A 23597-nucleotide genomic window follows, 5' to 3' on the forward strand; every position below is an offset into this window, starting at 1 on the left:
GCTTTGGCGAGTCTTTGCGCACGCCACGGTCTCAGCTTCTCCAGCGGCGTCCCTCCGTTGCCACACCGAAATCCCTCGGCGTGCGGGCAAAGGCTGCCAATCCCGAGAGCGCGGCCATCGGGTGAATGACGGCAAAGGTCGGGATCGTTTTCATCAGCGCCGAATGCGGGGCCTTGTCCTCGAAGGCGGCCCGGAAGGGCGACTTCATCAGCGCCGGCAGGATCTTCTGCGAGATACCGCCTGCCAGGAAAACGCCGCCACGGGCCATGAAGATCAGCGCCATGTCGCCGGCCACGCGACCGAGATAGGTCGAAAACAGCGAGATGGTCTCGATCGCCGCCCTGTCGCTCTCGGCAAGGGCGTGCGTCGTCACTTCCGCGGGGTCCGTCAGAACCGGATCCACGCCATCGGCGGCGCAAACGGCGCGGTAGAGGTTCATGATGCCACGGCCGCAGAGAATCTGCTCGCCGGCCATGCGGCCTTCGATCGGCTCCAGAAATGGCCAGATGTGGAAATCGCGTTCGGTGCGCGGGCCGATATCGACATGGCCGCCTTCGCCCGGCACCGGGAACCAGGTGTGCTGGGCAAAGACCAGGCCGCCGACGCCAAGGCCCGTTCCCGGTCCGAGCACGACGCGGGAGGTCAGCGGCCGGATGCTGCCGCCGCCGATCTGCACCAGGTCCTCGTCCGCCGGAGCGGCGACGGCAAGCGCCTGAGCCTCGAAGTCGTTGATGATCAGCACGTCTTCGAGGCCGAGGCTCGAAAGCATGTCCTTCGGCCGGATCACCCAGCCGGCGTTGGTCAGGGGAATTTCATCACCCCGAATCGGACCGGCCACCGCCAGGATCGCCGAGCGCGGCTGCACGGAGGTCTTGTCGAGAATGCTCTTTTGCAGCGCCTCCTCGATCGTCTCGAAATCGCCGGTCTTGATCGGCGGCAGTTGCTTCGGGTCGGCAAAGGCGTCGATGAGCAAGGCAAAGCGCGCGTTGGTGCCGCCGATGTCACCGATCAGGATCGGAAAAGGAAAGCTGTGTTCATTGTTGCCGGACATCGCAAGATCCATCCTGATCGTCATCTTGGGTTGCTGAACTGTCTATCAGACAGAACGGGATGAGGAAAAGTGCGGGAGGATTGTCGCATCCACCCGCCGGAGCCCGCATCATCTGGGGTTGAGGTCGATCAACTGCTCGGCCGTTGCACGATTGAGCGCCATCGGAATGTCGTAGACGATGGCGAGGCGCATCAGCGCCTTGACGTCGACATCGTGCGGCATGGCGGTCAGCGGGTCGACGAAGAAGATCAGCAGTTGCACTTCGCCGGTCGCGATCATCGCGCCGATCTGTTGGTCCCCGCCCAGGGGACCGCTTTTCAGCCGGGTGATATCGAGGCCTGGGCAGACGTCGAGAACACGGCCGCCGGTCGTGCCGGTGGCGACGATCCGCCAGTCAGCCAGTACCGCTTCATGCGCCTTGGCAAAGTCCGCAAGATCGTCCTTCTTCTGATCATGCGCGATCAGCGCAACACATTTCCGATCCGCCATGCCGGGCCTCGCATCAATATTTAAATCGATTTGATTGCCCTATACATGAGCGCCACGGGAATGGGAAGGCTGATGCCTCCCCGCCCCGCTCGGGTTGCTGGCCTACTGCAGCGTCGGACGCGCCATCGGCACGGGGATATCGGCCGGCGGGACATCGCCGGACGCACCGATCACCTGCTCGATACTATCGCTCGCTGCGGCCGGCGCGGCAGCCCGGTAGGCTGTGCCAAAAGTGGCGGCCGCTTCCGAGGCGGGCGCCGGGCCGTTGAGCACGAGAGCGCAGGCCTTCGGCAGGTCGGCAAGCGTCGTTACCTTCGGCTTGACCGGCTTCGCGTCCGGCTTCTTCGTCGGTTTTGCCCACGGCTCGTCGGTGAACCACCAGGCCAACGACTTGTCGCAGCCGTCGCCGGCCGGCACCTCCGCCTGGTCCTTGCAGGTCGAAGCACCCGCGGGGCACTTGATGCGGATGTGGAAGTGATAGTCGTGGCCGTAGATCGGCCGAACCTTGCCGAGATTCGTGCGGTCGCCCGTCCAGGTATCGCAAAGCTTCTTCTTGATCGCCGGATTGACGAAGACGCGCTCGACCTGCGGATAGCTCGCCGCCAGCATGATCAGTTGCGCGTGCTTCGGCGTCCAGATCGAACGGTCGACCGTCAGGAACTTGTTCTTCTGCAGCATCGAGGTGGCGGAGATATCCTCGCGTTCGCGATAGCTGAGCGTACGTTGCGGCATTGGGGTGAGCCAGATGTCAGCATCGAGCCCGATCTGATGCGAGGCGTGGCCCGACAGCATCGGCCCGCCGCGTGGCTGAGAGATATCGCCGAGCAGCAGACCCGGCCAGCCGACCTTGTTGGCGGCATCATGGGAAAACTGCTCGATCAGCGCGATCATCTGCGGGTGGCCCCAGCGGCGGTTGCGCGACAGCCGCATTGCCTGCCAAGTCGGCCCGTCAGTCGGGATGGCGACACCGCCGGCAAGGCATCCCTTGGCATAGAAGCCGTAGGAATTTGCCGCCATCTCGGCAGGCAGAGCCTTGGCGCCGAAGAGCGTCTTTGCAGGCACGTCGTCTGCCGCGGCGTTGTCGGCGATCAGGAGGCTGGTTCCAAGCAGCAGCGCAAGAAACGCCGAGCCGCAACGTCGAAATGGAGCAATCATTGAATTTCGTCCCGTTTGTCTCGCAGACAGCAGCGCCGATCTACGCATGCCGTGTCCGGCGAACCCCATCCTAAGGCCCCGTCTTTGCCTCAGCCTTGCGCCTCACACGCATGTGAATCACCGGGATGTGACTCAAAAATTTGGCCTGATTTGCGGCGGTGCCTGTCATTTGCCCTGATTTCGCCTATGCTCTCGCAAAAGAAGATTGAAATATAAAGGGGTAAGGGCTGGATGCCATACGTCTGCAGGACCATGAAATCAGGCCTCGCTGCATCGCTACTGACAGCGGCGTTTCTTCTTTTTCCTGCTGCAGGCAATGCCCAAGAACAGCCCGTCTGGCGTCACGGAACATCGTCAATCGGTGAGTTGAAATACAAGCCTGATTTTGCGCGCTTCGACTACGTCAATCCTGACGCTCCCAAGGGTGGAGAGCTGCGCCTGTCGGAGAGCGGTACCTTCGACACCTTCAATCCTATACTCTCCAAGGGCGAGGCGGCGAGCGGCGTAACCTCGCTCGTCTTCGATACATTGATGAAATCGGCCGAGGACGAGATCACCACCGCCTATGGGCTGCTGGCCGAGGGCGTTTCATACCCCGACGATATTTCCTCCGCGACGTTTCGCTTACGCTCCGAGGCCAAATGGGCCGATGGCCAGCCGGTGACGCCGGAGGACGTCGTCTTTTCGTTTGAAAAGGTGAAAGAGCACAATCCGCTGCTCTCCAACTACTACCGCCACGTTGTTTCGGCGGAAAAGACGGGCGAGCGCGACGTCACTTTCCGCTTCGACGAAAGGAACAATCACGAATTGCCGAACATTCTCGGTCAATTCCCGATCGTGCCGAAACACTGGTGGGAGGGGCAGGACGCCAAAGGCAACAAGCGCGACATCAGCCGTACGACTCTGGAGCCGGTGATGGGCTCAGGCCCCTACAAGATCGCCTCGTTCCAGGCCGGTGGCTCAATCCGCTTCGAGCTTAGAGACGACTATTGGGGCAAGAACCTCAACGTCAACGTCGGGCAATATAATTTCGGCGTGATCAGCTATGCCTTTTTCGGCGATAGGAACGTGCAGTTCGAGGCCTTCCGCGCCGGCAACGTCGATTTCTACCAGGACAATAGCGCCAGCCACTGGGCGACGGCCTATGATTTCCCGGCGATGAAAGACGGCCGTGTGGTCCGCGAGGAGATCGAGAATCCGTTGCGCGCAGCTGGCATCATGCAGGCCTTCGTGCCGAACATGCGCCGCGAGAAGTTCAAAGACCAGCGGGTGCGCGAAGCGCTGAACTACGCCTTTGATTTCGAGGATCTGAACCGCAGCCTTGCCTACAACGCCTTTCAACGCGTCGACAGCTACTTCTGGGGCACCGAGCTTGCCTCCAAGGCTTTGCCGGAAGGGCGCGAGAAGTCCATTCTGGAGGAACTGAAAGACAAGGTTCCTCCGGAGGTCTTCACAACGCCCTACACGAACCCGGTCAACGGCGACCCGCAGAAGGTGCGCGACAACCTGCGGAAGTCGTTGGCGCTGTTCAAGGAGGCGGGCTACGAACTCAAGGGCAACCGCCTGGTCAATGTAAAGACCGGCGAGCCCTTCAGCTTCGAATTGCTTTTGTCCAATCCGTCCTTCGAGCGCACCGTCACGCCGTTCATCAACAGCGTGAAGAAGATCGGCATCGATGCACGCATACGGACCGTCGACGACTCGCAATACACCAACCGTGTGCGAAGCTTCGACTATGACATGATCTACGGCATCTGGGCGCAGACGCTGGTGCCCGGAAACGAACAGATCGACTACTGGGGATCCGGCTCCGTCAACCAGACGGGATCGAGGAACTATGCCGGCATCGCCGATCCCGCGATCGACGAACTCATCCGCAGGATCATCTTCGCGCCCAACCGCGAGGAGCTGGTGGCAACGACGCGGGCACTCGACCGGGTCCTGCTCGCCCACCACTACGTCGTGCCGCTGTTCTATTCGAAGAACGTTCGTGTCGCCTATTGGAAACAGCTCGCCCGCCCGCAGGAGCTTCCCTATTATGGCATCGGGTTTCCGGATGCCTGGTGGTCGAAAAACGCCTCCCCCAAATGAAGTCCTTGCGCTCAGATGGCGTCTCGATTCCAAATGCAAAAAAAACGAATCACTGAAACAAGCCCCGATCCGGGGCACGCAAGGAGACACAGGGATTGAGACACCATAGACGGCATGCCGACGCTTCGCGGTTAAGGGCCATCGCCCCCACGTCGATCGAAAGGCCCGCCTGATGGGTGCCTATATCCTGCGCCGCCTGCTTCTGATGATCCCGACGATCTTCGGGATCATGGCGATTTCCTTCATTGTGGTGCAGTTCGCGCCGGGCGGCCCGGTCGAGCAGGTGATCTCGGACCTGACCAATGCCGGCGGCTCCGATCGCCTGTCGGGCAGCAGCGGCGACCTGATGCAAGCCGGCGGAGACGAGGGCGGCCGCTATCGCGGCGCTCAAGGCCTCGATCCGGAATTCATCGCCAAGCTCGAAAAGCAGTTTGGCTTCGACAAGCCGCCGCTCGAGCGCTTCGCCACCATGATGTGGAACTATATGCGCTTCGATTTCGGCGAGAGCTTCTTCCGCAACACCTCGGTGATCGACCTGATCAAGGAGAAGATGCCGGTCTCGATCTCGCTCGGGCTATGGATCCTGCTGTTCTCCTACGCAATCTCGATCCCGCTCGGCATCAAGAAGGCGGTGTCCGACGGTTCCGCCTTTGACGTGTGGACCTCCGGCATCATCGTCGTCGGCTACGCCGTGCCGAGCTTCCTCTTCGGCATCCTGCTGATCGTCGTCTTTGCCGGCGGCTCGTTCTTCGACTGGTTCCCGCTGCGCGGCATCGTCTCCGACAATTTCTGGCAACTGCCCTGGTGGCAGAAGATCCTCGATTACATCTGGCACATGACGCTGCCGCTGATCACGCTGCTGCTGTCGGCCTTTGCGACGACGACGCTGCTCACCAAGAATTCCTTCATCGACGAGATCAAGAAGCAGTATGTGACGACCGCACGGGCCAAGGGCCTCACCGACGGTCAGGTGCTCTATGGCCATGTGTTCCGCAATGCCATGCTGATCATCATCGCCGGCTTCCCCGGTGCCTTCATCTCGGCCTTCTTCACCGGTTCGCTTTTGATCGAATACATATTCTCGCTCGATGGCCTCGGCCGGCTCGGCTATGATTCGGTCGTCAAGCGCGACTATCCGATCGTCTTTGCCACCCTCTTCATCTTCTCGCTGATGGGCCTGCTCGTCAGCCTGCTGTCGGACCTCATCTATACCTGGGTCGATCCGCGCATCGACTTCGAGCGGAGGGATGTCTGATGGCAAGCGTCACGACATCCCCGGCCGCTGTGGCGCCGCGCGGCTGGCTGTCACCGGTCAACCAGCGCCGCTGGCAGAATTTCAAGGCGAACCGGCGCGGCTACTGGTCGCTCTGGCTGTTCCTGGCGCTGTTCGGGCTCAGCCTGGTCGGCGAACTCATCGCCAATGACAAGCCGATCATCGCCTCCTACAAGGGCGAGCTATTGTTCCCCGTCGTCATCGACTATCCGGAGGAAAAGTTCGGCGGCTTCCTGGCCGAGACCGACTATCGCTCCGATTTCATCCGCGACGAGATCGAGGCCAATGGCTGGATGATCTGGCCGCCGGTGCGCTATTCCTACCAGACGGTCAATTCCAACATCCCGCATTCGGCGCCGACCAAGCCCTTCTGGCTGATGGACAAGGAAGAGCGCTGCTCCGCCTATCCGGACAAGACCAACGACCGGAACTGCATCGTCGGAAACCTCAACTGGCTCGGCACCGACGACCAGGCTCGCGACGTCTTTGCGCGCATGATCTACGGCTTCCGTCTTTCGGTGCTCTTCGGCCTGACGCTCACCATCGCCTCGGCGGTGATCGGTGTCACCGCCGGCGCCATCCAGGGCTATTTCGGTGGCTGGACCGATCTCCTGATGCAGCGTTTCATCGAGATCTGGTCGTCGATGCCGGTGCTCTACATTCTGCTGATCATCGCCGCGATCCTGCCGCCGGGCTTCTTCATCCTGCTCGGAATCATGCTGTTGTTCTCCTGGGTCGGCTTCGTCGGCGTCGTGCGCGCCGAGTTCCTGCGGGCGCGCAACTTCGAATACGTCAACGCGGCACGCGCGCTCGGCGTCGGCAACGGCACGATCATGTATCGCCACCTCCTGCCGAACGCGATGGTAGCGACGCTGACCTTCCTGCCCTTCATTCTCTCCGGCTCGATCACGACGCTGACCTCGCTCGACTTCCTCGGCTTCGGCATGCCGCCCGGATCGCCCTCGCTCGGCGAGATGATCGCCCAGGGCAAGTCCAACCTGCAGGCGCCCTGGCTGGGGCTGACGGCCTTCTGCGTCATGTCGCTGATGCTGTCGCTGCTGATCTTCGTCGGCGAAGCCACGCGCGATGCCTTCGATCCGAGAAAGACGTTCCGGTGAGCGCGACGATGACAGACCCCCTTCTCTCCGTCCGCGACCTCTCCGTCGCCTTTCACCAGGGCGGCAACACGTCCGTTGCCGTCGATCACATCTCCTTCGACATCAAGCGCGGGGAAACCGTGGCGCTTGTCGGCGAATCCGGTTCGGGAAAATCGGTCTCGGCCAACTCGATCCTGAAGCTCCTGCCCTACCCGTCGGCCAGCCATCCGAGCGGCGAAATCCTGTTCAACGGCAAGGACCTCTTGAAGGCCAGCGATGCGGAACTGCGCCATGCGCGCGGCAACGACATCACCATGATCTTCCAGGAGCCGATGACCTCGCTCAACCCGCTGCACTCGATCGAGCGGCAGATCGGTGAGATCCTCGAACTGCACCAGGGGCTGCAGGGTGCGGCGCGGCGCACGCGCATCCTCGAGCTACTCAACCAGGTCGGCATCCGCGAGCCGGAAAAGCGGCTCGGCGCCTACCCGCACGAGCTCTCGGGTGGCCAGCGCCAACGCGTGATGATCGCGATGGCGCTCGCCAACCGGCCGGAACTCTTGATCGCCGACGAGCCGACGACAGCGCTCGACGTCACCGTACAGGCACAGATCCTCGAACTCTTGAAGTCGCTCAAGGATGAGCACGGCATGTCGATGCTGTTCATCACCCATGACCTCGGCATCGTGCGCAAGATCGCCGATCGGGTCTGCGTTATGACCAAGGGCAAGATCGTCGAAACCGGACCGACCGCCGAAATCTTCGCCAATCCCCAGCACGCCTATACTCGCCATTTGCTCGCCTCCGAACCGAAGGGCAATCCGCCGCTATCAGACGCGTCGAAGCCGATCGTGATGGAAGCCTCCGACATGAAGGTGTGGTTTCCGATCAAGGCCGGCTTCCTGCGCAAGGTGGTCGACCATGTAAAGGCGGTCGACGGCATCGACCTGAAGCTGCGCGCCGGCCAGACGCTCGGCGTCGTCGGCGAATCCGGCTCCGGCAAGACGACGCTCGGGCTGGCGCTGACGCGACTGATCTCGTCGAAGGGACGCATCGCCTTCATCGGCAAGGACATCGACCGCTACAGCTTCAACGAGATGCGGCCGCTTCGAAACCGGATGCAAATCGTCTTTCAGGACCCCTATGGCTCACTCAGCCCGCGCATGTCGGTGGCCGATATCATCGCCGAGGGCCTGAAGATCCACGAGCGATCGCTGTCGGACAACGCGCGCGATGCTCGCGTCGCCGCGGCGCTCGAAGAAGTAGGCCTCGATCCTGCGACCCGGTGGCGCTATCCGCACGAGTTCTCCGGCGGCCAGCGCCAGCGCATCGCCATTGCGCGCGCCATGGTGCTGAAGCCGCAATTCGTGATGCTCGACGAACCGACCTCGGCGCTCGACATGAGCGTTCAGGCGCAGGTGGTCGACCTCCTGCGCGACCTGCAGGTGAAGCATGACCTCGCCTATCTGTTCATCAGCCACGACCTCAAGGTCGTGCGCGCCCTTGCCAATGAGATGATCGTCATGCGCATGGGCAAGGTGGTGGAGCAGGGTCCGGCCGAGCGCATCTTCAATGCGCCGAGCCAGGACTATACCAAGGCGCTGATGGCAGCCGCCTTCAACCTCGAAGCCGTCAACTTGACCGCGATCCGCCAATAGGTGTCCGAATGTCCGCAAAAAGCCCCGTCATCGTCGATCTGAAGTTCATTCCAGAGGAGGTCGAGGCGGCGCTTCGCGGGGCCTTCCCGGATCGCGAGGTGATCAACCGCGCCGATGCGGTTCAGCACAACCGCGATCTCTCGGGCATCGACTATGCGGTCGTCTGGAAATCGGCGCCGGATCTTTTCGAGCGGGCGCCCGATCTCAAGGTGGTGTTCTCCGGCGGCGCCGGCGTCGATCACGTGCTGACGCTGCCTGGTCTTCCCGAGGTGCCGCTGGTGCGCTTCGTCGACCAGACGCTGACGACGCGCATGAGCGAGTGGGTGGTCATGCAGTGCCTCCTGCACCTGCGCCAGCACCGCGCCTATGAGGCGCAGGCGGCGAAACGCGAATGGCGCGACCTGACCCAGCCGGAAGCGGCCGACATCACCGTCGGCGTCATGGGCATGGGCGTGCTTGGCCAGGACGCCGCCCGCAAGCTATCTACCATGGGGTTCAAAGTCATCGGCTGGTCGCGCAGCAAGCGCGACGTCGCCGGCATCGAGACCTTTGGCGGCAACGAACTCGACAGCTTCCTGGCGCGCAGCGACTTCCTCGTCGGCCTGCTGCCGCTGACGCCGGACACCCGCGGCATATTCAACCTGCGCCTGTTTGCAAAGCTTAGCCGCAATGGGCCGTTCGGCGCACCTGTCTTCATCAATGCCGGCCGCGGCGGCAGCCAGGTCGAAGCAGACATCCTGAAGGCGCTCGACAGCGGCGTGCTCGCCGGTGCCTCTCTCGACGTGTTCGAGCAAGAGCCGCTCGCCCAGGGCAGCCGCTTCTGGACCCTGCCCAACGTCTACGTCACGCCGCACGTGGCGGCATCCTCCGACGTCAAGGCGCTCTTCCGCCACGTGGAGCAGCAGATCTCCCGCTTCGAAGGCGGGCAGACGCTCGAACATGTCGTCGACAAAGTAGCCGGCTACTGATTTAGCGAGAGCGTGGTGCAGCGCTTGCTGCGCCGAAGCTGCTGCCAGAGACGCAACGTCTGATTCCGCATGGCGAATGGTTGTCTTGCCTCATCGGCAATGATCGAGGAAACTCGCTTCTCCGGTCCCGCTGGCAGGCGATCAAGGGCGGCGATAGCCCGTCGGCTGCTCATAGAGCCAGCCGATCCGTTCGATCGAGGCTTCCAACCCTTCGCGCGCTACCGTCATCGTGTGGCCGTTGGCATGGATCAGGGTTTCGTCGTCCTCCATCAGCGCGACGTGGCCTTTCCAGAAAACGAGGTCGCCGCGCTTGAGTTCTTCGCGCACAATCGGTGTTCCCAGCCCCGTCGCCTGCATATCGGAATCGCGCGGCGCCTGCCTGCCGACCATCATCATCGACAATTGCACAAGACCGGAGCAATCGATGCCGAAGCCGGAACGCCCGCCCCAGAGATAGGGCGTTTCGACGAAGCGGGCAGCGACCGAGACATAGTCTCCCGGCAAGACATTGCCGACCTCGATGCAGTGATTGGCGATGACCGCCTGGCCGCCGTCGAGCAGGAAATAGCGCGTTCCCCGGGTCTCGCGCTCATCGATAACCGTCAGCCGGCTGCCCATCGACAGCGGATAGACGGTCGGGAAACGCAGATCATGGCCGGTATAGACGAAGGTGCGCGGCGCGGTCACGACATGGGTCGGGCTCTTGATAACCGGCGCCAGGCAATATTCCGGAAGGTAGCCGACATAGCCGTCGAGGTCGGCCTTTACCCAGCACCAGCTGTTGCTGGTGTCGAGCACCCGGACCGATTCGCCGAGCAAGAGTTCGGTATCGGTGCCGCAGGCGAGATCGGGCTTGGCACGCAGCGGCGCAACCGGAACCGAGACGCGCGCAACGCTGCCCTCGACATACCGTTCAGCCTCTACGACGCCGCGAAGGCGGCTTTCGGCAAGGTCTGGTCGATAGGCATTCAGACGGCGATCGGGCAGTGTCGACATATCTTACTCACTTCAGCTGCTTGCGGCCCTGATCAATGATCAGGTCACCGAGTTTTTCAAGATAGAGAGCACCCTCAACTGTCCTTTTGATGACGACGTTGCGGCGATCACGATCGTCGCGGACGCGATCGACAAGGCCAAGCGCGCCCATGGTATCGAGCGCGCGGGTGATGACCGGCTTGGTGACACCGAGCGTCGCTGCCAGTCCGCGCACGGTGTGCGGCGGCGGCACGAGGTAGATCTGCAGCAGGATCGCCAGCTGCCGCAAGGTCAGGTCGCGGCTGTCGACGCGAACCTGGGCGAGCGACACCGAATGCCAAAGCCCGAGGGCCTGGGAGGGCGTTAGCTCGATCGGCAATGGCAGCTCCTACGCAAGATACAGATCCGCCACGATAGCGGCGGATCGTTACGCAAGCGTTTCTTTGCCGGTTCCGCCTGGCTGCGGTTACTTCGCGATCTTCTGGACGTGCTGGTAGAGCGCGCGGATCGCCTGCGCCTCCCCGCCAACCGTCGAATGCGGACGCTCGGACGGAGCCCATCCGAAGATATCGAAATGCACCCAGCTCTTGGCGTTGGTGACGAAGCGCCGGAGGAAGAGTGCCGCGGTGATCGATCCGGCCATGCCGCCCGCCGGCGCGTTGGTCAGGTCGGCGATACGGGCCGAGACATCCTTGTCGTAGCCGTTATAGAGCGGCATCCGCCACATCGGATCGTCGACCTCGAGGCTTGCTTCCGTGAGATCATGGGCGAGATCGGCATCGTCGGTGAAGAAGGGCGGCAGATCCGGACCGAGCGCGACGCGGGCGGCACCGGTCAGCGTCGCCATGTCGACGAGCAGATCGGTCTTTTCCTCGTCTGCATAGGCGAGTGCGTCGGCGAGGATCAACCGGCCCTCGGCATCGGTGTTGTCGATCTGAACGGTCAGACCCTTGCGGCTGCGGTAGATGTCGCCGGGCCGGAAGGCGTTGGCCGAGATCGAGTTTTCGACCACCGGCACGATGACGCGCAGATCCACCTTGAGCTTGGCGTCCATGATCATCAGCGCCAGGCCAAGCACGTTGGCGGCACCGCCCATGTCCTTCTTCATCAACAGCATGGAGGCCGACGGCTTGATGTCGAGACCACCGGTATCGAAGCAGACGCCCTTGCCGACGAGCGTTACCTTCTTGTGGCCCTTTTTGCCCCAGCGCAGCTCCAGCAGGCGCGGAGCCTCGGCGCTGGCGCGGCCGACGGTGTGGACCAGCGGGAAATTCTGCGTCAGCAGCGCCTCGCCCGTAATGACCGAAACATCGGCCTTGTAGTGGGCGGCCAGCGCACGGAACGCCGCTTCGAGCGCTTCCGGCCCCATGTCGTTGGTCGGCGTGTTGATGAGGTCACGGGCAAGGAACACGCCGGCGAGCTGGCGCTTGATATCGGTTGCGTCCGCATCTGCCGGAATGAGCAGCGTGGGCGGTTCGCCCTTGGCGGACTTGTAGCGCTCGAAGCGATAGGAGCCGAGGCCGTAGCCGAGCGCCAGCCGGTTGGCCGTCAGCGGCGCCGTTTCGATATGCCATTTGCCCGCCGGCAGCGCTCGCGCCAGCTTGCCGGCCAGGAACGGGGCTTCCGACGGATTGCTGCCGAGGCCGAAGAGCGCGCCGCCGAGATGGCCGTCGGCGGACGGGATCAACAGCACCGCGCCGGAATCGGCCGTGAAGCCTGCCTTGCGCGCCCAGTCCAAAGCGATCGGGTCGATCGTCCCCGTCTCGATATGCGCCGGCGTGACGGCGAAGATCGGCAGGGTCTTGCCGGCGCTGGTGTTGAACGGCGACGGCCGCTCGATGAACTGATAGGGGGCCATGAAAGTCCTCGGCTGACAGAGATGGAATCGCGCCATTAACGCTCTGTTAGGGTTAACAGATTATTGCTGGAGTGAAAGTTGCGCCGGTGTTGTCTGAAGTTCAGGTGCGCGAATGCATGCTGGGGACACACATGGCCAAATATACGACCTCATCCTCGAAACACGCCCGTTTCTTGCAGGGCGCGGCAATCGCGCTGGTGGCGCTTGCCCTTGCCGGCTGCGCCAACCAGCCGAAGAAGGAACTGACGACGGGGTCGATCTCCAGAACGTCGAAACCGGTGCAGTCCATGACCGCGACCGAGCTTTCGGCCGCTGCCGAAAGCATCGGCCAGGCCTACGAGAAGAACCCCAAAGACCGCGAAGCGGGCCTCAACTACGCCAATCTGCTGCGCATGACCGGACGTAACGAGCAGGCGCTTGCGGTGATGCAACAGGTCGCGATCAACCATCCGTCCGACCGCGAAGTGCTCGGCGCCTACGGCAAGGCCCAGGCCGCCGCCGGCCAGCTCGAGCAGGCACTTGCGACGATCGGCCGGGCGCAGACGCCCGACCGTCCGGACTGGAAGCTGAAATCGGCCGAGGGCGCGATCCTCGACCAGCTGGGCCGCGCCCAGGAAGCACGGCTGCGCTACCGCGAGGCCCTCGAGCTCAAGCCGAACGAGCCGTCGGTGCTCTCCAATCTCGGCATGTCATACCTTTTGACCAAGGACCTTCGCACCGCGGAAACCTATCTCAAGTCTGCGGCAAGCCAGCCCGGCGCCGATAGCAGCGTGCGGCAGAACCTTGCGCTCGCCGTCGGCCTTCAGGGCCGCTTCCAGGAAGCCGAGACGATCGCCCGCCAGGAGCTTTCCAGCGAGCAGGCCGAAGCGAACGTCGCCTATCTGCGCTCGATGCTGTCGCAGCAGGGCGCATGGAAAGAGCTCGCCAAAGCCGACGACAAGAAGGTCGCCAACTAAAGGCGAACCGCATTCTTCGGAGACGCCCTTGGCGCCTCCAGGCTTCCGATCTACTGCCTAAACAGTCCGCGAGGCGCGCCGCACACATTCGCGCGGCATGCCTGTCTACGGCTGCGCACAGGCAATCCTCTGACGATGATTGAGCGCTGCCGGCGGCGCGCCGCTGCCTAGAACTTGTCGGCGACCTGGATGCCCGCCGGTCCAAGAATGACCGCGACCAGTACCGGCAGGAAGAACAGGATCATCGGCACGGTCAGCTTCGGCGGCAGGGCGGCCGCCTTCTTCTCGGCTGCGGTCATGCGCTGGTCGCGGCTTTCCTGTGCAAGCACGCGCAGGGCCTGGGCGATCGGCGTGCCGTAGCGGTCCGCCTGGATCAGCGCCTGGACCACGGATTTGACCTCATCGAGGCCGGTGCGCTGACCGAGATTTTCAAGCGCAACCCGGCGCTCGGGCAGGAACGACAGTTCCGCCGTCGTCAGCACCAGCTCTTCCGCAAGCTGCTGCGACTGCGACGCCACTTCGTCGGCGACGCGGCGCATGCCCAGTTCCATCGACACGCCCGATTCGACGCAGATCAGCAGAAGGTCCAGCGCGTCCGGCCAGGCCCGGCGTATAGACGCCTGGCGCTTGGAGATCGCATTGGTCACGATGATGTTCGGCGCGTAGAAGCCCAGATAGGCGAAGCCGATCGCGAAGAACAGCCGCACCATGAACGGTTTGTCGACAAAGTTGCCGAGGACGAAGATGTAGACGAGCGCGATGAGCAGGAACAGGAAGGGCAGGCAGAAGCGCGCGAACAGGAAGGTGTTGAGCGCGTTCTGCGAGCGGAAGCCGGCCATTTTCAGCCGGTTGACGGTGTTGTCGTCGACAAGCGCGGAGCGCAGATTGAGGCGTTCGACGATCTGCCGGATGGAGGCGTTGTTCTGCCCGCGCAGGCTTGCCCTGCCGTTCTGTACCTCGGCGGCAAGCCGCGCGCGTTCGCGCGCCCGGATCTGCTCGCGCTCAGTGGCAACGGACTTCATCCGCTTGCCGAGGTCACCGCGATCGAACAGCGGCACGATCAGCGAATAGAAGGTCGCGAGCACGGCGAGCGAAACCAGGACGGCGATGACGACGTTCGGATCGGTCAGGGTCTTGATCAGGTTCGTGCTCATCGACGCGCCCCTCAGATGTCGAAGTTGATCATGTTGCGCATCACCCAGATGCCGATGCTCATCCAGAACAGGCCGGCACCGATGATCAGATGACCGCGCGGGTCGGTGAAAAGCACCATCATGTAGGCGGGCGATGTCAGGTAGACCAAGAGCGCGACGATGAACGGCAGGGCGCCGATGATGCAGGCCGAGGCCTTGGCTTCCATCGACATGGCGCTGACCTTTGCCCGCATTTTCTTGCGCTCACGCAGGACCTTGGACAGGTTGCCGAGGGCTTCCGATAGGTTACCGCCCGCCTGCGCCTGGATGGCGATCACGATGGCGAAGAAATTCACCTCCGGCAGAGGAATGCTGTTGACCATGCGGGCGCAGGCCTCGGTCACGCTCAGGCCCACCTGCTGGGATTCGACCACGCGGCGAAACTCGGTCTTGACCGGCTCCTGACCGTCGGCGGCGATGAGACGCAACGCGTCGTTCAAGGGAAGGCCCGACTTGATCGAGCGGACCATGACCTCGAGCGCGTTCGGGAACTCCTCGAGAAACTTCTTGCAGCGCCGCTTGATCAGGTAGCCGATGAACCAGCGCGGCAGGCCGAGACCGGCCACCAGGCCAAAGCCGGCGGCAATGGCAAGCCCGGCCCCCGCCATCAACACGACAAGAAAAGCAAAGAAGCCGAACAGTGCACTGAACAGATAGAAGCGCCCGATAGAGATCGACAGGTCCGCCTGTGTCAGACGCACCTTCATCGAGGGGGCAGTCTTGGCCGAGCGCTCCTGCTGTTTCTTTTCCAGCTCCTTCAGCGAATCCTGGACGGATTTTCGCCGTTTCGACAATTCGCTCACGCGGTCGCGCGCAGCCTTCATCTTGGCGCGGTCGGTTTCCGCTGCGCTGATCTTGCGCACGCGGCCTTCCGCCTTCCTTTCGCTTTCGATGCGCGAGAACAGCAGGCCGTAGGCAAGCGCCGCCGCCGATATGGCGACGAGGGCCGCGAGTGCCAGAACGGTGATGTCTATCCCGAACATCCCAGCTCCTAGCCCTTGTCCATCGCGTCGAGGGTCGCTGCCAGGCGCTTGTCCTCGTTGAAGTAACGGGCACGATCCCAGAAATGCGGCCGGCCGATGCCGGTCGACATGTGGCGGCCGATAATCCGTCCGCCGGCATCTTCACCGTCAATCTCGTAGCGCATCAGGTCCTGGGTGATGATCACGTCGCCTTCCATGCCCACCACCTCGGTGATGTGGGTGATGCGGCGGGACCCGTCGCGAAGGCGGGACGCCTGGATGATCACGTCCACCGATCCGGCGATGATCTCGCGCACGGTCTTTGCCGGCAGCGTATAGCCGCCCAAAGCGATCATCGACTCCATGCGACTCAGGCATTCGCGCGGCGTGTTGGCGTGGATCGTCCCCATCGAACCGTCATGGCCGGTGTTCATCGCCTGCAGCAGGTCGAAGACTTCCGGGCCGCGCACTTCGCCGACGATGATGCGTTCGGGGCGCATGCGCAGGCAGTTCTTGATGAGATCGCGCATGGTGATCTCGCCTTCGCCTTCGATATTCGGCGGGCGGGTTTCGAGGCGCACGACATGCGGCTGCTGCAATTGCAATTCGGCCGTGTCTTCGCAGGTGATCACCCGCTCATCCGTGTCGATGTAGCGCGTCAGGCAATTGAGCAGCGTCGTCTTGCCCGAACCCGTGCCGCCCGAAATGACGATGTTGCAGCGGACGCGGCCGATGATCTGCAGGAGAACAGAGCCCTCTTGCGTGATCGAACCGAAGCGGACCAACTGTTCGAGCGTCAGCTTGTCCTTCTTGAACTTGCGGATGGTCAGCGCCGTGCCGTCGATGGCGAGCGGCGGGGCGATGACGTTGACGCGGGACCCATCCGGCAGGCGCGCGTCGCAGATCGGGCTCGATTCATCGACGCGACGGCCGACCTGGCCGACGATGCGCTGGCAGATCGAGAGAAGCTGCGCGTTGTCGCGAAACCGGATTTCCGATTCCTGCACCTTGCCGGAAACTTCGATGAAGGTCTGGCCGGCACCGTTGACCATGATGTCGGCGATGTCGTCGCGGGCAAGCAGCGGCTCGAGCGGACCGTAGCCCAGAACGTCGTTGCAGATATCGTCGAGCAGTTCCTCCTGCTCGGAGATCGACATCGCGAAATTCTTGATCGTGATGATGTCGTTGACGATATCGCGGATTTCCTCGCGCGCGCTCTCCGTATCGAGCTTGGCGAGCTGCGACAGGTCGATCGTGTCGATCAGCGCGGAAAAGACCTGCGATTTGGTGTCGTAATAGTCTTCCGTTCGCGCCTGCCGCCGCCTTGCCGGCGGGGCGGGCGTCGGCAATCTCGCGCCAGCGGAGGGTGTATCGGCGAGAACCGGAACGGCGCGCTCGACCACCGGCGCTTGCACCGCAGCCACGATCGGCGGCGGGGCGGAAACCGGGGTGCCGCCGCCTTTACCGAAGCCTTCGTTTCCGCGCTTGCCAAACATCTGGGTAATCCTACGTTCCTATTTTCTGCCGAGCGCTGCGAGCATCTTGCCAAGGCCGCCGCGCCGCGCCTTCTTCATCGTCACGCGGCCGGTCAGGAGATGTGCGAGCTGCGAGAAGGTTTCGGCGGCCGGCGCTTTCTTGTCGATTTCGGCAATCATCCGCCCGCTGTTCGAAGCGTTTCCGAACAAGGCCGCGTCGAAGGGAATGATGGCTGCCGCTTCGATTTCCAGCGAATCGCAGAACTCGTTGGCGGCAATCTCCGGCCGCTTCGGCATGCCGACCTGGTTCAGCACCAGATGGGGCGGCTTGTCGTTCGGGCGTAGCCTCTTCATGGCATCGAGCAGGTTCTTGGTGTTGCGCAGGCTGGCAAGGTCGGGGATCGCCGTGATCACCACCTCGTCGGCTTCGCCGAGCACGGAGCGCGTCCAGTCCGTCCACAGATGCGGGATGTCGAGAACGGAAACAGGAGCGCTACGCTGAAGGATCTCGAGGATCGGGTGGAAAGCTCCGGTCTCGAAATCATAGGCGCGGTCGAGCATCGACGGTGCGGCAAGCAGCGACAGGTGCTCGGAGCATTTGGTCAGCAGGCGATCGAGGAACACCTCGTCCAGGCGCTCCGGCGCAAAAACCGCTTCGGCAATGCCCTGCGGCGGATCCTGGTCGAAATCGATGTTGGCCGTGCCGTAGGGCAAGTCGAGATCGGCGAGAATGGTCTCGGTCGAAAACAGGCTGGAGATGCCCCAGGCGCAATTGTGCGCAATCACGGACGATCCGCAGCCGCCCTTCGCACCGATAAAGGCGATGCTTCGCCCCAAGGGTTCGGCATCCGGGTCGACGAAGATCGCCGACACGGCCGTGAGAATATCCGGCATCGATACCGGCGCGACCATGTATTCGGAAATGCCGTTGCGGATGAGTTCGCGGTAGAGCCCGATATCGTTGTGCTTGCCAACGAGGATCACCTTGGTGCTGGGGTCGCAAACCTCAGCCAGCGGCGCCAGTTCCGTCAGCAGCGACCGCGGCTCCGTCGCCGTCTCGAGAATGATCAGGTTGGGCGTCGGTACGGTCGCAAACATGTTCGCGGCGGCGTCGATGCTGCCGCTGTTGATGCGCAGGCTCACCTTCGCCATGCGTCGATCCTGCCCGCAGCGCTCCATCAGCCGCAACATCGCGTTGCTTTCGCAAAACGCGTGGATCGAAATCCGCGGCAACGGCCGAACCTGCTCCAGATCGCTCGTGCGCGCGTCGAAGGACGGGTCGTCCCCCTCGGCGCCAGTTTCGATCCTGTAATCGATGGTACTCATCTTTTCATCCAGCCGATATCAGTTGAAGGTGATGACCGTGCCGTCCTTCTTCTCGGTTCCACGCCAGTCCGAGATCACCTTGCCGCGCTGCACCGCGTCGATCGGCGACGTTTGACGCGGCCCGAGGAGGTCCGTCGGATTGGCGATCTGAGCCGCCAGGTTTGATTGCGTGGCGCAACCGAAGTTGTAGTAGTTTTTGTTTTCCATGGTGTTGAGGTTCAGGTCCTCCGGCCAGGTGCCGCAAGGTCCCGTCTGCGCCGTGATCGCCACATAGCTCAGACGAATGGGCGCGGCATCGCCGTAGGGTCCGGCGTCATAGCTCGTCTCCAGCAACCTTTTGGGCGGCACACCGGCGCTCGCCAGCACGCCGCGGATCTCCCGGCGCATCGCCTGGGCTGCGTGGCTGTTGGCAGCCCCCCGCGGCATCATGATCTGCACGACCCCGCTTGCGGAATTGCGATAGTCGGCTGCAAAGCCGGCGATGACATCGCGCGTGCCCTGGGTAAGACGGCGATCGCCCGAGGCAATCGGGATGTCGATGACCCGCTCCCCTTCGGCAAGCACGATCGGATGCCGGGTGCGGTAGTCGTCGGGTATGGAGCCGGTCGCCAGATTGTCCCGCGTGCCGCAACCGGCAAGCAGGGAACCGGCCAGCACCAGGACGGCTGCCCGGCTCGTGCGACGGATGAATGTTCCTGACGGACCTGAGGACATGGCGTTCGGCCTTTCGGAATTCGCGTGACAAACGGTTCGAAGCGTCATGACCCAGCCTATTTGTAGATGAAGCCAACGTTGCCGTGGTAGCGGCCTGCCGGAGCGACTGCCTCCGGACGGCCGTAGATGCGGTTCACGCGACCGAGGAAGTAGCTGTCGAGGTCGTTTACCGGATTGAAGTTGTCGTCAGGCCGGGAGATCGCGCTTCTGGCAACCGGACGGACCAGATAGGGCGTGGCGATGATGACCAGTTCGGTCTCGTTGCGCACGAAGTCCTTGCTGCGGAACAGCGTGCCGAGGACCGGGATCTTTGAAGCGCCCGGCAGGCCGGACATCGCCTGGCGAATGTTGTCCTGAACCAGGCCGGCGATCACGATCGAGCCGCCGGACGGGAGCTCGACGCTCGTCGAAGCTTCGCGCTTGCGAATACCAAGGAAGGTGTTGCCCGGGATCGTGTTCTTGCCGTTGCCGGTAACGACAGATCCCTCGTAGGTGGGCTCGGAAACGTTCGTCTCGATCTTCAGGCTGATGCGGCCAGGCCCAAGCACGACCGGCTTGAAGTTCAGGCGGATGCCATATTCGACATCGTTGACTTCACGTGTAACCTTTTGCTCGCCGGTCTTGTCATCAGTTGTGACTTCCTGCGTTCCCGGCAGACGGAATTCGCCGCCGACGTAGAACTTCGCTTCCTGTCCTGAAATCGCCGTCAGGCTTGGCTCAGCCAGCGTCCGCATGACGCCAGCCTGCTCCATCGCGTTGATGTAGCTGGAAATCGTCGTGCCGCCGACTGTCTTGTTGATGATCGCGTTCACGCCGACGCCGACCGCATCGCCGAGGTTGGCCGGGTTGCGGAAGGCGATACCGCTTTCGCCGTCGCCAACACGGCCGTTGAAGCCGAGCTGTTTCAGCACCTGGCGGCTGACCTCAGCCACGGTGACCTTGAGATTGACCTGGTCGTCGCCGTCGATCGTTAGAAGGTTGACGATCTGCGATACCTGCCGGTCTTCGGCGAAGATATCAGCGTCGCCATTGTTGCCCTGGGCCGTGATGTTGCGCGTGGTCGCTTCACCGCCCTGGAGGAAGGCCTTGGCAAGGTCGACGGCGCGGGTGGAATCGAGCGGCGTGCGCACGGTACCGGTCAGCACGATGTTGTCCGAGACGATCTCGACATTGATATCGGCGTCCGGAATGAAGCGGCGCAGGTTGGACTGAAGGTTGGACACATCGCGCTCGACCTCGATGTCGAGGGAGACGATCTCCTCACCGTTGGGACCGAAGACGAAGATGTTGGTCTGGCCGACGGACTTGCCGAACAGGTAGATGCGCCGCGACGTACGGGTCACGGCGTCGGCGAGCGACGGGTCGGCGACGAGGATATCATGCGCGTCCGCTGGCAAGTCGACGACTACGGCCTTGTTCAAACCGAGGCTGACCTTCTTCTTCACGCCCGGGCCGCTTTCGACGATGCGGACGACCGAGGACGCGCCGGCAAAGGCTTCCGTCGGCGCCGGCAGATACATGCCGGTAACCGCCAGGCAGAATGATAGGCCGGCTGCGACAGACGCCCGAAATTTGTTTTCGCTCCGCTTCACCTTTTGCCCCGTGCTCACCTGGTTCCTGCCCGTGTCTGTCATTGCTGCGTCTGGCCGACCGTGCCATCGCCCTTGACGATGGAGCCGGACTTGATGACCTGAATGTTCGGTTGGCCGTCGCCGCTCAGCAGATAGTCTGCTGCATCCGTGTCAGGCTCCTGTGCGTCGGCGACGCTTCGAAGCGCCAGCGAAATGCGTTCCGCCATCTGCTGTGCGACCGTCATCACCTTCGACTGGTCAGGCGTAAGTTCCAGCGTGGCCGTGGTTCCGACCACCGCCTTGGTGCCGTCATCCTTTTCCTCGACCTGCTGGTCGATCGCGAGCACACGCACATTGCTGAGCACGGTTTCGGTCAGGTAGAGCTCGCCGTCACCTTTGCGCACCATGATCACGTCGACGCGGTCGTTCGGCAGGATGAAGCCGCCGGCACCGGTGGCGACCGTGATTTCGGTCGCGACGGCGCGCTTACCCGCTGGGAGCAGCGACGACATGATGCGGCTGGACGAATCGGCCACCTTTTCGTGACGAACGGGTTCGCCGTTGAAGATCGGCAGGCGGACGACCGCGCCGGTCAGATCGTCGATCGCAGTCGGCTGGTTTTCTTCCGTGATGATGCCATCGACCACGCCGTCCTTCGGCCAGGCCATCCATTGGATGCTGTCACCGCCCAGTCGCGATCCGACGGGCAGGCTCTTGCTGGCGACAAGCACGTTGACGGTGGGGGCACGCTCGACGACCGGTTCAGCCATCTGCGGCGCAGGCGCGCCTGTCAGCCTCATCGCCAAAAGACCGGCCATCGCAGCCGAGAGAACGGCCACTGCCAGTATGATGATGCGAACCGGTTTCATGATTGTTTCCGAGCCCCGAAAAAATGCCAGGGTCAGATTGATCAGGAATTGGTGTAATTATGGTTAACGGATTACTTATGAGCGCAGTTAACAAAAGTTGACCAGCCGGGCGCGTGACCTTTCAGGACAGCCGCGCGAAGGCCGCCTCCATCAGCGGCGACGAGGGATAGGCGGCAAAGCCCCCAAGCGCGATCGCGATCCCGTAGGGAACTTTCTTGGCGGTGAGTAGCAGCTGCGGGAAAGGAATGCCGCTCGCAAGGATCGTATGCTCCTGCCGGCGCAACAAAAGCACCGCGAGCGTCAACAGCCCACCGAAGATCGAGACATAGAGCAGGAAGGCCGTCAACGACGGCGTCAGGCCGAACCAGATGGCGCTGGCCGTCAGCAGCTTCGCGTCTCCGCCCCCCATCACGTTCGTCGCAAACAGGGCAAAACATGCGGCAAGGACTGCGGCGGCTGCGAGCAGATGCAGGCCGATTTCCGTAAGCCCCAAGCCAGACATCGGCGCCACCAGGAAAAAGGCGCCAAGCAGGATCACCGAAACACGGTTCGGGATCGTCATCGTCAGCAGGTCAGAAAACGCCGCGAATCCCAGACAAAAGGGAAAAACCACAAAAATGGCGGCTTCAATCATGCTTCCTGCCTCCGAAATGAGAGCAAACAATCTGCGATGCCTGCTGGCTTCCAGATAACAATAGAGCCGCCTTTTGGGGGCGGCTCTATTGCAGGTTCTTGCGAAACCTGTTTCGTCAGAGCTTGCCGGCCGTGGTCGTCGTGATCTTGCCACCGATCCCATTGAACGTGGAATCGAGCGAGTTCCCGAGCGTGGTTGCACCAGCAATCAGGGCGACGGAAATGAGCGCCGCGATCAGGCCATACTCAATGGCAGTCGCGCCGGCTTCATCCCGTATCAGGCGAGGAAAAGCTTCGTCACGCGAATTTTTCCTCGCTTGCGTTTAGCTGATTAAAGCTTGCCCGCGGTGGTGTCGGTCAGCTTGCCACCGAGGCCCTCGAACGTGCTGTTCAGCGAGTCGCCGAGGGTGCTGGCACCAGCGATCAGGGCAACCGAGATGAGGGCTGCGATCAGGCCGTATTCGATGGCGGTCGCGCCGGACTCGTCCTTCATCAGACGGGCAAAAATCTTCTTCATGATGATTCTCCTACTTCACGTTTGTTGTTCAGCACTTCCGCCAACTGTTGCCGTTGATCGGATGAACTCCAAACTAGTCCTGGTGCATTGCCATCGACTTAAAGAAGGCGGTTACCTGAAGGTTAACGAAGCGTCCCTGATTTTTGGGTAAACGAACAGAAAACGACGAGGCCTCCGCAAAGCCTCGACGGGGCCGACTTAACGGTTCATTCACCAAGACAAGGGAGTATGGCGTGAACACCACCTAGGGACCCGCCATGACCACGCCATTCGCGACCGGCCGAGCCGCCATATTCGCATTCGCGATCGCTGCCCTTGCTCCATCGTGTGCCGCCGCGGCCGAGAGCGACATGATGCGCGTGTATATGGATCACGCGCGCGTACTGAAGCTCGATCGCCCGGTCAGCAAGGTCATTATCGGCAATGCCGAGGTTGCGGACGCAACGGTTGCCGACGCCCGTACGATCGTGATCACCGGCCGCAACTTCGGGACGACCAACCTGGTCATCCTCGATCAGGACGGAAACGCGATCGTCGACGAGCGCATCCTGGTGTCGATCGACGAAGGCAACACCGTGCGCGTCTACAAACAGACGTCCCGCACCGTGCTCTCCTGCACACCAAATTGCGAGCGTCACGCCGAACGTAAAACCGCAGGTAGCACCAATTGATTTTTATGGGTTCCAGGCCGGTGATTCGTTAAAATACACGTCACCCCTGAGAACGAAATATCAATGGTTGCTCCATAATCTGCCGCCCGTCTGGC

General features: G+C 62.4%; 23 protein-coding genes. 7 read left to right on the forward strand and 16 right to left on the reverse strand.

Annotated features, from left to right (window positions below):
- Positions 1-31: 31 nt before the first annotated feature.
- From IB267_RS14895 to mepA, 3 genes are all read right to left on the reverse strand, one after another.
- Positions 32-1051, reverse strand: coding sequence for a glucokinase (locus IB267_RS14895; RefSeq protein ID WP_192448340.1), 1020 nt, complete (start codon positions 1049-1051; stop codon positions 32-34).
- A gap of 108 nt (positions 1052-1159) precedes the next feature.
- The gene (locus IB267_RS14900) at positions 1160-1540 is read right to left on the reverse strand and encodes a methylglyoxal synthase (RefSeq protein ID WP_043622736.1); all 381 of its coding nucleotides are present in this window, start codon (positions 1538-1540) and stop codon (positions 1160-1162) included.
- A 102-nt stretch (positions 1541-1642) separates the two neighbouring features.
- Positions 1643-2695 (reverse strand): penicillin-insensitive murein endopeptidase, encoded by a 1053-nt coding sequence (mepA, locus tag IB267_RS14905; protein ID WP_192448245.1) that lies wholly within the window; start codon positions 2693-2695, stop codon positions 1643-1645.
- Between the two features lie 231 nt (positions 2696-2926).
- Here mepA and IB267_RS14910 point away from each other — a divergent pair, with 231 nt between their 5' ends.
- The 5 genes from IB267_RS14910 (at position 2927) to IB267_RS14930 (ending at position 9782) form a co-directional block, all read left to right on the forward strand.
- Complete coding sequence (locus IB267_RS14910) at positions 2927-4786, forward strand: extracellular solute-binding protein (RefSeq protein ID WP_192448246.1); 1860 nt, start codon at positions 2927-2929, stop codon at positions 4784-4786.
- 172 nt (positions 4787-4958) lie between these two features.
- Positions 4959-6041, forward strand: coding sequence for a microcin C ABC transporter permease YejB (locus tag IB267_RS14915; RefSeq protein WP_043622746.1), 1083 nt, complete (start codon positions 4959-4961; stop codon positions 6039-6041).
- A complete protein-coding gene (locus IB267_RS14920; protein ID WP_192448247.1) occupies positions 6041-7177 on the forward strand; it encodes an ABC transporter permease in 1137 nt (378 codons plus the stop codon). Before IB267_RS14915 ends, IB267_RS14920 begins: the two co-directional genes overlap by 1 nt.
- A gap of 8 nt (positions 7178-7185) precedes the next feature.
- Positions 7186-8814 (forward strand): ABC transporter ATP-binding protein, encoded by a 1629-nt coding sequence (locus IB267_RS14925; RefSeq protein WP_192448248.1) that lies wholly within the window; start codon positions 7186-7188, stop codon positions 8812-8814.
- 8 nt (positions 8815-8822) lie between these two features.
- Positions 8823-9782 carry a glyoxylate/hydroxypyruvate reductase A gene (locus IB267_RS14930; protein WP_192448249.1) on the forward strand — a complete coding sequence of 320 codons (960 nt, stop codon included), beginning with the start codon at positions 8823-8825 and terminating at the stop codon, positions 9780-9782.
- Between the two features lie 141 nt (positions 9783-9923).
- On the opposite strand, the gene IB267_RS14935 is transcribed toward IB267_RS14930, so the two are convergent.
- The 3 genes from IB267_RS14935 to IB267_RS14945 form a co-directional block, all read right to left on the reverse strand.
- Positions 9924-10778: an NlpC/P60 family protein gene (locus IB267_RS14935; RefSeq protein ID WP_192448250.1), complete on the reverse strand. Its 855-nt coding sequence runs from the start codon at positions 10776-10778 to the stop codon at positions 9924-9926.
- A 7-nt stretch (positions 10779-10785) separates the two neighbouring features.
- Positions 10786-11136 carry a helix-turn-helix domain-containing protein gene (locus tag IB267_RS14940; protein WP_043622758.1) on the reverse strand — a complete coding sequence of 117 codons (351 nt, stop codon included), beginning with the start codon at positions 11134-11136 and terminating at the stop codon, positions 10786-10788.
- 87 nt (positions 11137-11223) lie between these two features.
- Entirely contained in the window at positions 11224-12615 is a 1392-nt protein-coding gene (locus tag IB267_RS14945; protein ID WP_192448251.1) for a M17 family metallopeptidase, read from the reverse strand.
- A 131-nt stretch (positions 12616-12746) separates the two neighbouring features.
- On the opposite strand from IB267_RS14945, the gene IB267_RS14950 reads away from it, so the two are divergent.
- Entirely contained in the window at positions 12747-13571 is an 825-nt protein-coding gene (locus IB267_RS14950; RefSeq protein WP_192448252.1) for a tetratricopeptide repeat protein, read from the forward strand.
- A gap of 167 nt (positions 13572-13738) precedes the next feature.
- On the opposite strand, the gene IB267_RS14955 is transcribed toward IB267_RS14950, so the two are convergent.
- From IB267_RS14955 to IB267_RS15000, 10 genes are all read right to left on the reverse strand, one after another.
- On the reverse strand, positions 13739-14725 hold the full coding sequence (locus tag IB267_RS14955; protein WP_192448253.1) for a type II secretion system F family protein: 987 nt from the start codon (positions 14723-14725) through the stop codon (positions 13739-13741).
- Between the two features lie 11 nt (positions 14726-14736).
- Positions 14737-15747 carry a type II secretion system F family protein gene (locus IB267_RS14960; RefSeq protein WP_192448254.1) on the reverse strand — a complete coding sequence of 337 codons (1011 nt, stop codon included), beginning with the start codon at positions 15745-15747 and terminating at the stop codon, positions 14737-14739.
- Positions 15748-15755: 8 nt separating this feature from the next.
- On the reverse strand, positions 15756-17222 hold the full coding sequence (locus IB267_RS14965; protein ID WP_192448255.1) for a CpaF family protein: 1467 nt from the start codon (positions 17220-17222) through the stop codon (positions 15756-15758).
- A gap of 18 nt (positions 17223-17240) precedes the next feature.
- Entirely contained in the window at positions 17241-18527 is a 1287-nt protein-coding gene (locus IB267_RS14970; RefSeq protein WP_043622773.1) for a CpaE family protein, read from the reverse strand.
- Between the two features lie 18 nt (positions 18528-18545).
- Positions 18546-19289 (reverse strand): CpaD family pilus assembly protein, encoded by a 744-nt coding sequence (locus IB267_RS14975; RefSeq protein ID WP_371742536.1) that lies wholly within the window; start codon positions 19287-19289, stop codon positions 18546-18548.
- Between the two features lie 8 nt (positions 19290-19297).
- A complete protein-coding gene (locus IB267_RS14980) occupies positions 19298-20875 on the reverse strand; it encodes a type II and III secretion system protein family protein (protein ID WP_192448257.1) in 1578 nt (525 codons plus the stop codon).
- Entirely contained in the window at positions 20872-21681 is an 810-nt protein-coding gene (gene cpaB / locus IB267_RS14985) for a Flp pilus assembly protein CpaB (protein WP_043622779.1), read from the reverse strand. The genes IB267_RS14980 and cpaB overlap by 4 nt, the downstream gene beginning before the upstream one ends.
- Before the next feature lie 121 nt (positions 21682-21802).
- Positions 21803-22315, reverse strand: coding sequence for a prepilin peptidase (locus IB267_RS14990; protein WP_192448258.1), 513 nt, complete (start codon positions 22313-22315; stop codon positions 21803-21805).
- Between the two features lie 115 nt (positions 22316-22430).
- Positions 22431-22595, reverse strand: a complete 165-nt coding sequence (locus IB267_RS14995; protein WP_192448341.1) for a Flp family type IVb pilin — start codon at positions 22593-22595, stop codon at positions 22431-22433.
- Between the two features lie 50 nt (positions 22596-22645).
- On the reverse strand, positions 22646-22831 hold the full coding sequence (locus tag IB267_RS15000; RefSeq protein ID WP_192448259.1) for a Flp family type IVb pilin: 186 nt from the start codon (positions 22829-22831) through the stop codon (positions 22646-22648).
- A 257-nt stretch (positions 22832-23088) separates the two neighbouring features.
- Here IB267_RS15000 and IB267_RS15005 point away from each other — a divergent pair, with 257 nt between their 5' ends.
- On the forward strand, positions 23089-23502 hold the full coding sequence (locus tag IB267_RS15005) for a pilus assembly protein N-terminal domain-containing protein (protein WP_192448260.1): 414 nt from the start codon (positions 23089-23091) through the stop codon (positions 23500-23502).
- Positions 23503-23597 lie beyond the last annotated feature (95 nt).

The organism is Ensifer sp. ENS09 (genome assembly GCF_014852425.1).
GTDB lineage: Bacteria > Pseudomonadota > Alphaproteobacteria > Rhizobiales > Rhizobiaceae > Ensifer.

Excerpts from the sequence above, each read along its gene's own strand:
- IB267_RS14915 (WP_043622746.1), top strand. The coding sequence starts at position 4,959 with ATGGGTGCCTATATCCTGCGCCGCCTGCTTCTGATGATCCCGACGATC.
- IB267_RS14925 (WP_192448248.1), top strand. The coding sequence starts at position 7,186 with ATGACAGACCCCCTTCTCTCCGTCCGCGACCTCTCCGTCGCCTTTCAC.
- IB267_RS14960 (WP_192448254.1), bottom strand. The coding sequence starts at position 15,747 with ATGTTCGGGATAGACATCACCGTTCTGGCACTCGCGGCCCTCGTCGCC.
- IB267_RS14965 (WP_192448255.1), bottom strand. The coding sequence starts at position 17,222 with ATGTTTGGCAAGCGCGGAAACGAAGGCTTCGGTAAAGGCGGCGGCACC.
- IB267_RS14980 (WP_192448257.1), bottom strand. The coding sequence starts at position 20,875 with ATGACAGACACGGGCAGGAACCAGGTGAGCACGGGGCAAAAGGTGAAG.
- IB267_RS14910 (WP_192448246.1), top strand. The coding sequence starts at position 2,927 with ATGCCATACGTCTGCAGGACCATGAAATCAGGCCTCGCTGCATCGCTA.
- mepA (WP_192448245.1), bottom strand. The coding sequence starts at position 2,695 with ATGATTGCTCCATTTCGACGTTGCGGCTCGGCGTTTCTTGCGCTGCTG.
- IB267_RS14935 (WP_192448250.1), bottom strand. The coding sequence starts at position 10,778 with ATGTCGACACTGCCCGATCGCCGTCTGAATGCCTATCGACCAGACCTT.
- IB267_RS14975 (WP_371742536.1), bottom strand. The coding sequence starts at position 19,289 with ATGACGCTTCGAACCGTTTGTCACGCGAATTCCGAAAGGCCGAACGCC.
- IB267_RS14990 (WP_192448258.1), bottom strand. The coding sequence starts at position 22,315 with ATGATTGAAGCCGCCATTTTTGTGGTTTTTCCCTTTTGTCTGGGATTC.
- IB267_RS14950 (WP_192448252.1), top strand. The coding sequence starts at position 12,747 with ATGGCCAAATATACGACCTCATCCTCGAAACACGCCCGTTTCTTGCAG.
- cpaB (WP_043622779.1), bottom strand. The coding sequence starts at position 21,681 with ATGAAACCGGTTCGCATCATCATACTGGCAGTGGCCGTTCTCTCGGCT.
- IB267_RS14895 (WP_192448340.1), bottom strand. The coding sequence starts at position 1,051 with ATGTCCGGCAACAATGAACACAGCTTTCCTTTTCCGATCCTGATCGGT.
- IB267_RS14930 (WP_192448249.1), top strand. The coding sequence starts at position 8,823 with ATGTCCGCAAAAAGCCCCGTCATCGTCGATCTGAAGTTCATTCCAGAG.
- IB267_RS14900 (WP_043622736.1), bottom strand. The coding sequence starts at position 1,540 with ATGGCGGATCGGAAATGTGTTGCGCTGATCGCGCATGATCAGAAGAAG.
- IB267_RS15000 (WP_192448259.1), bottom strand. The coding sequence starts at position 22,831 with ATGAAGAAGATTTTTGCCCGTCTGATGAAGGACGAGTCCGGCGCGACC.
- IB267_RS14945 (WP_192448251.1), bottom strand. The coding sequence starts at position 12,615 with ATGGCCCCCTATCAGTTCATCGAGCGGCCGTCGCCGTTCAACACCAGC.
- IB267_RS14970 (WP_043622773.1), bottom strand. The coding sequence starts at position 18,527 with ATGAGTACCATCGATTACAGGATCGAAACTGGCGCCGAGGGGGACGAC.
- IB267_RS14955 (WP_192448253.1), bottom strand. The coding sequence starts at position 14,725 with ATGAGCACGAACCTGATCAAGACCCTGACCGATCCGAACGTCGTCATC.
- IB267_RS14920 (WP_192448247.1), top strand. The coding sequence starts at position 6,041 with ATGGCAAGCGTCACGACATCCCCGGCCGCTGTGGCGCCGCGCGGCTGG.
- IB267_RS15005 (WP_192448260.1), top strand. The coding sequence starts at position 23,089 with ATGACCACGCCATTCGCGACCGGCCGAGCCGCCATATTCGCATTCGCG.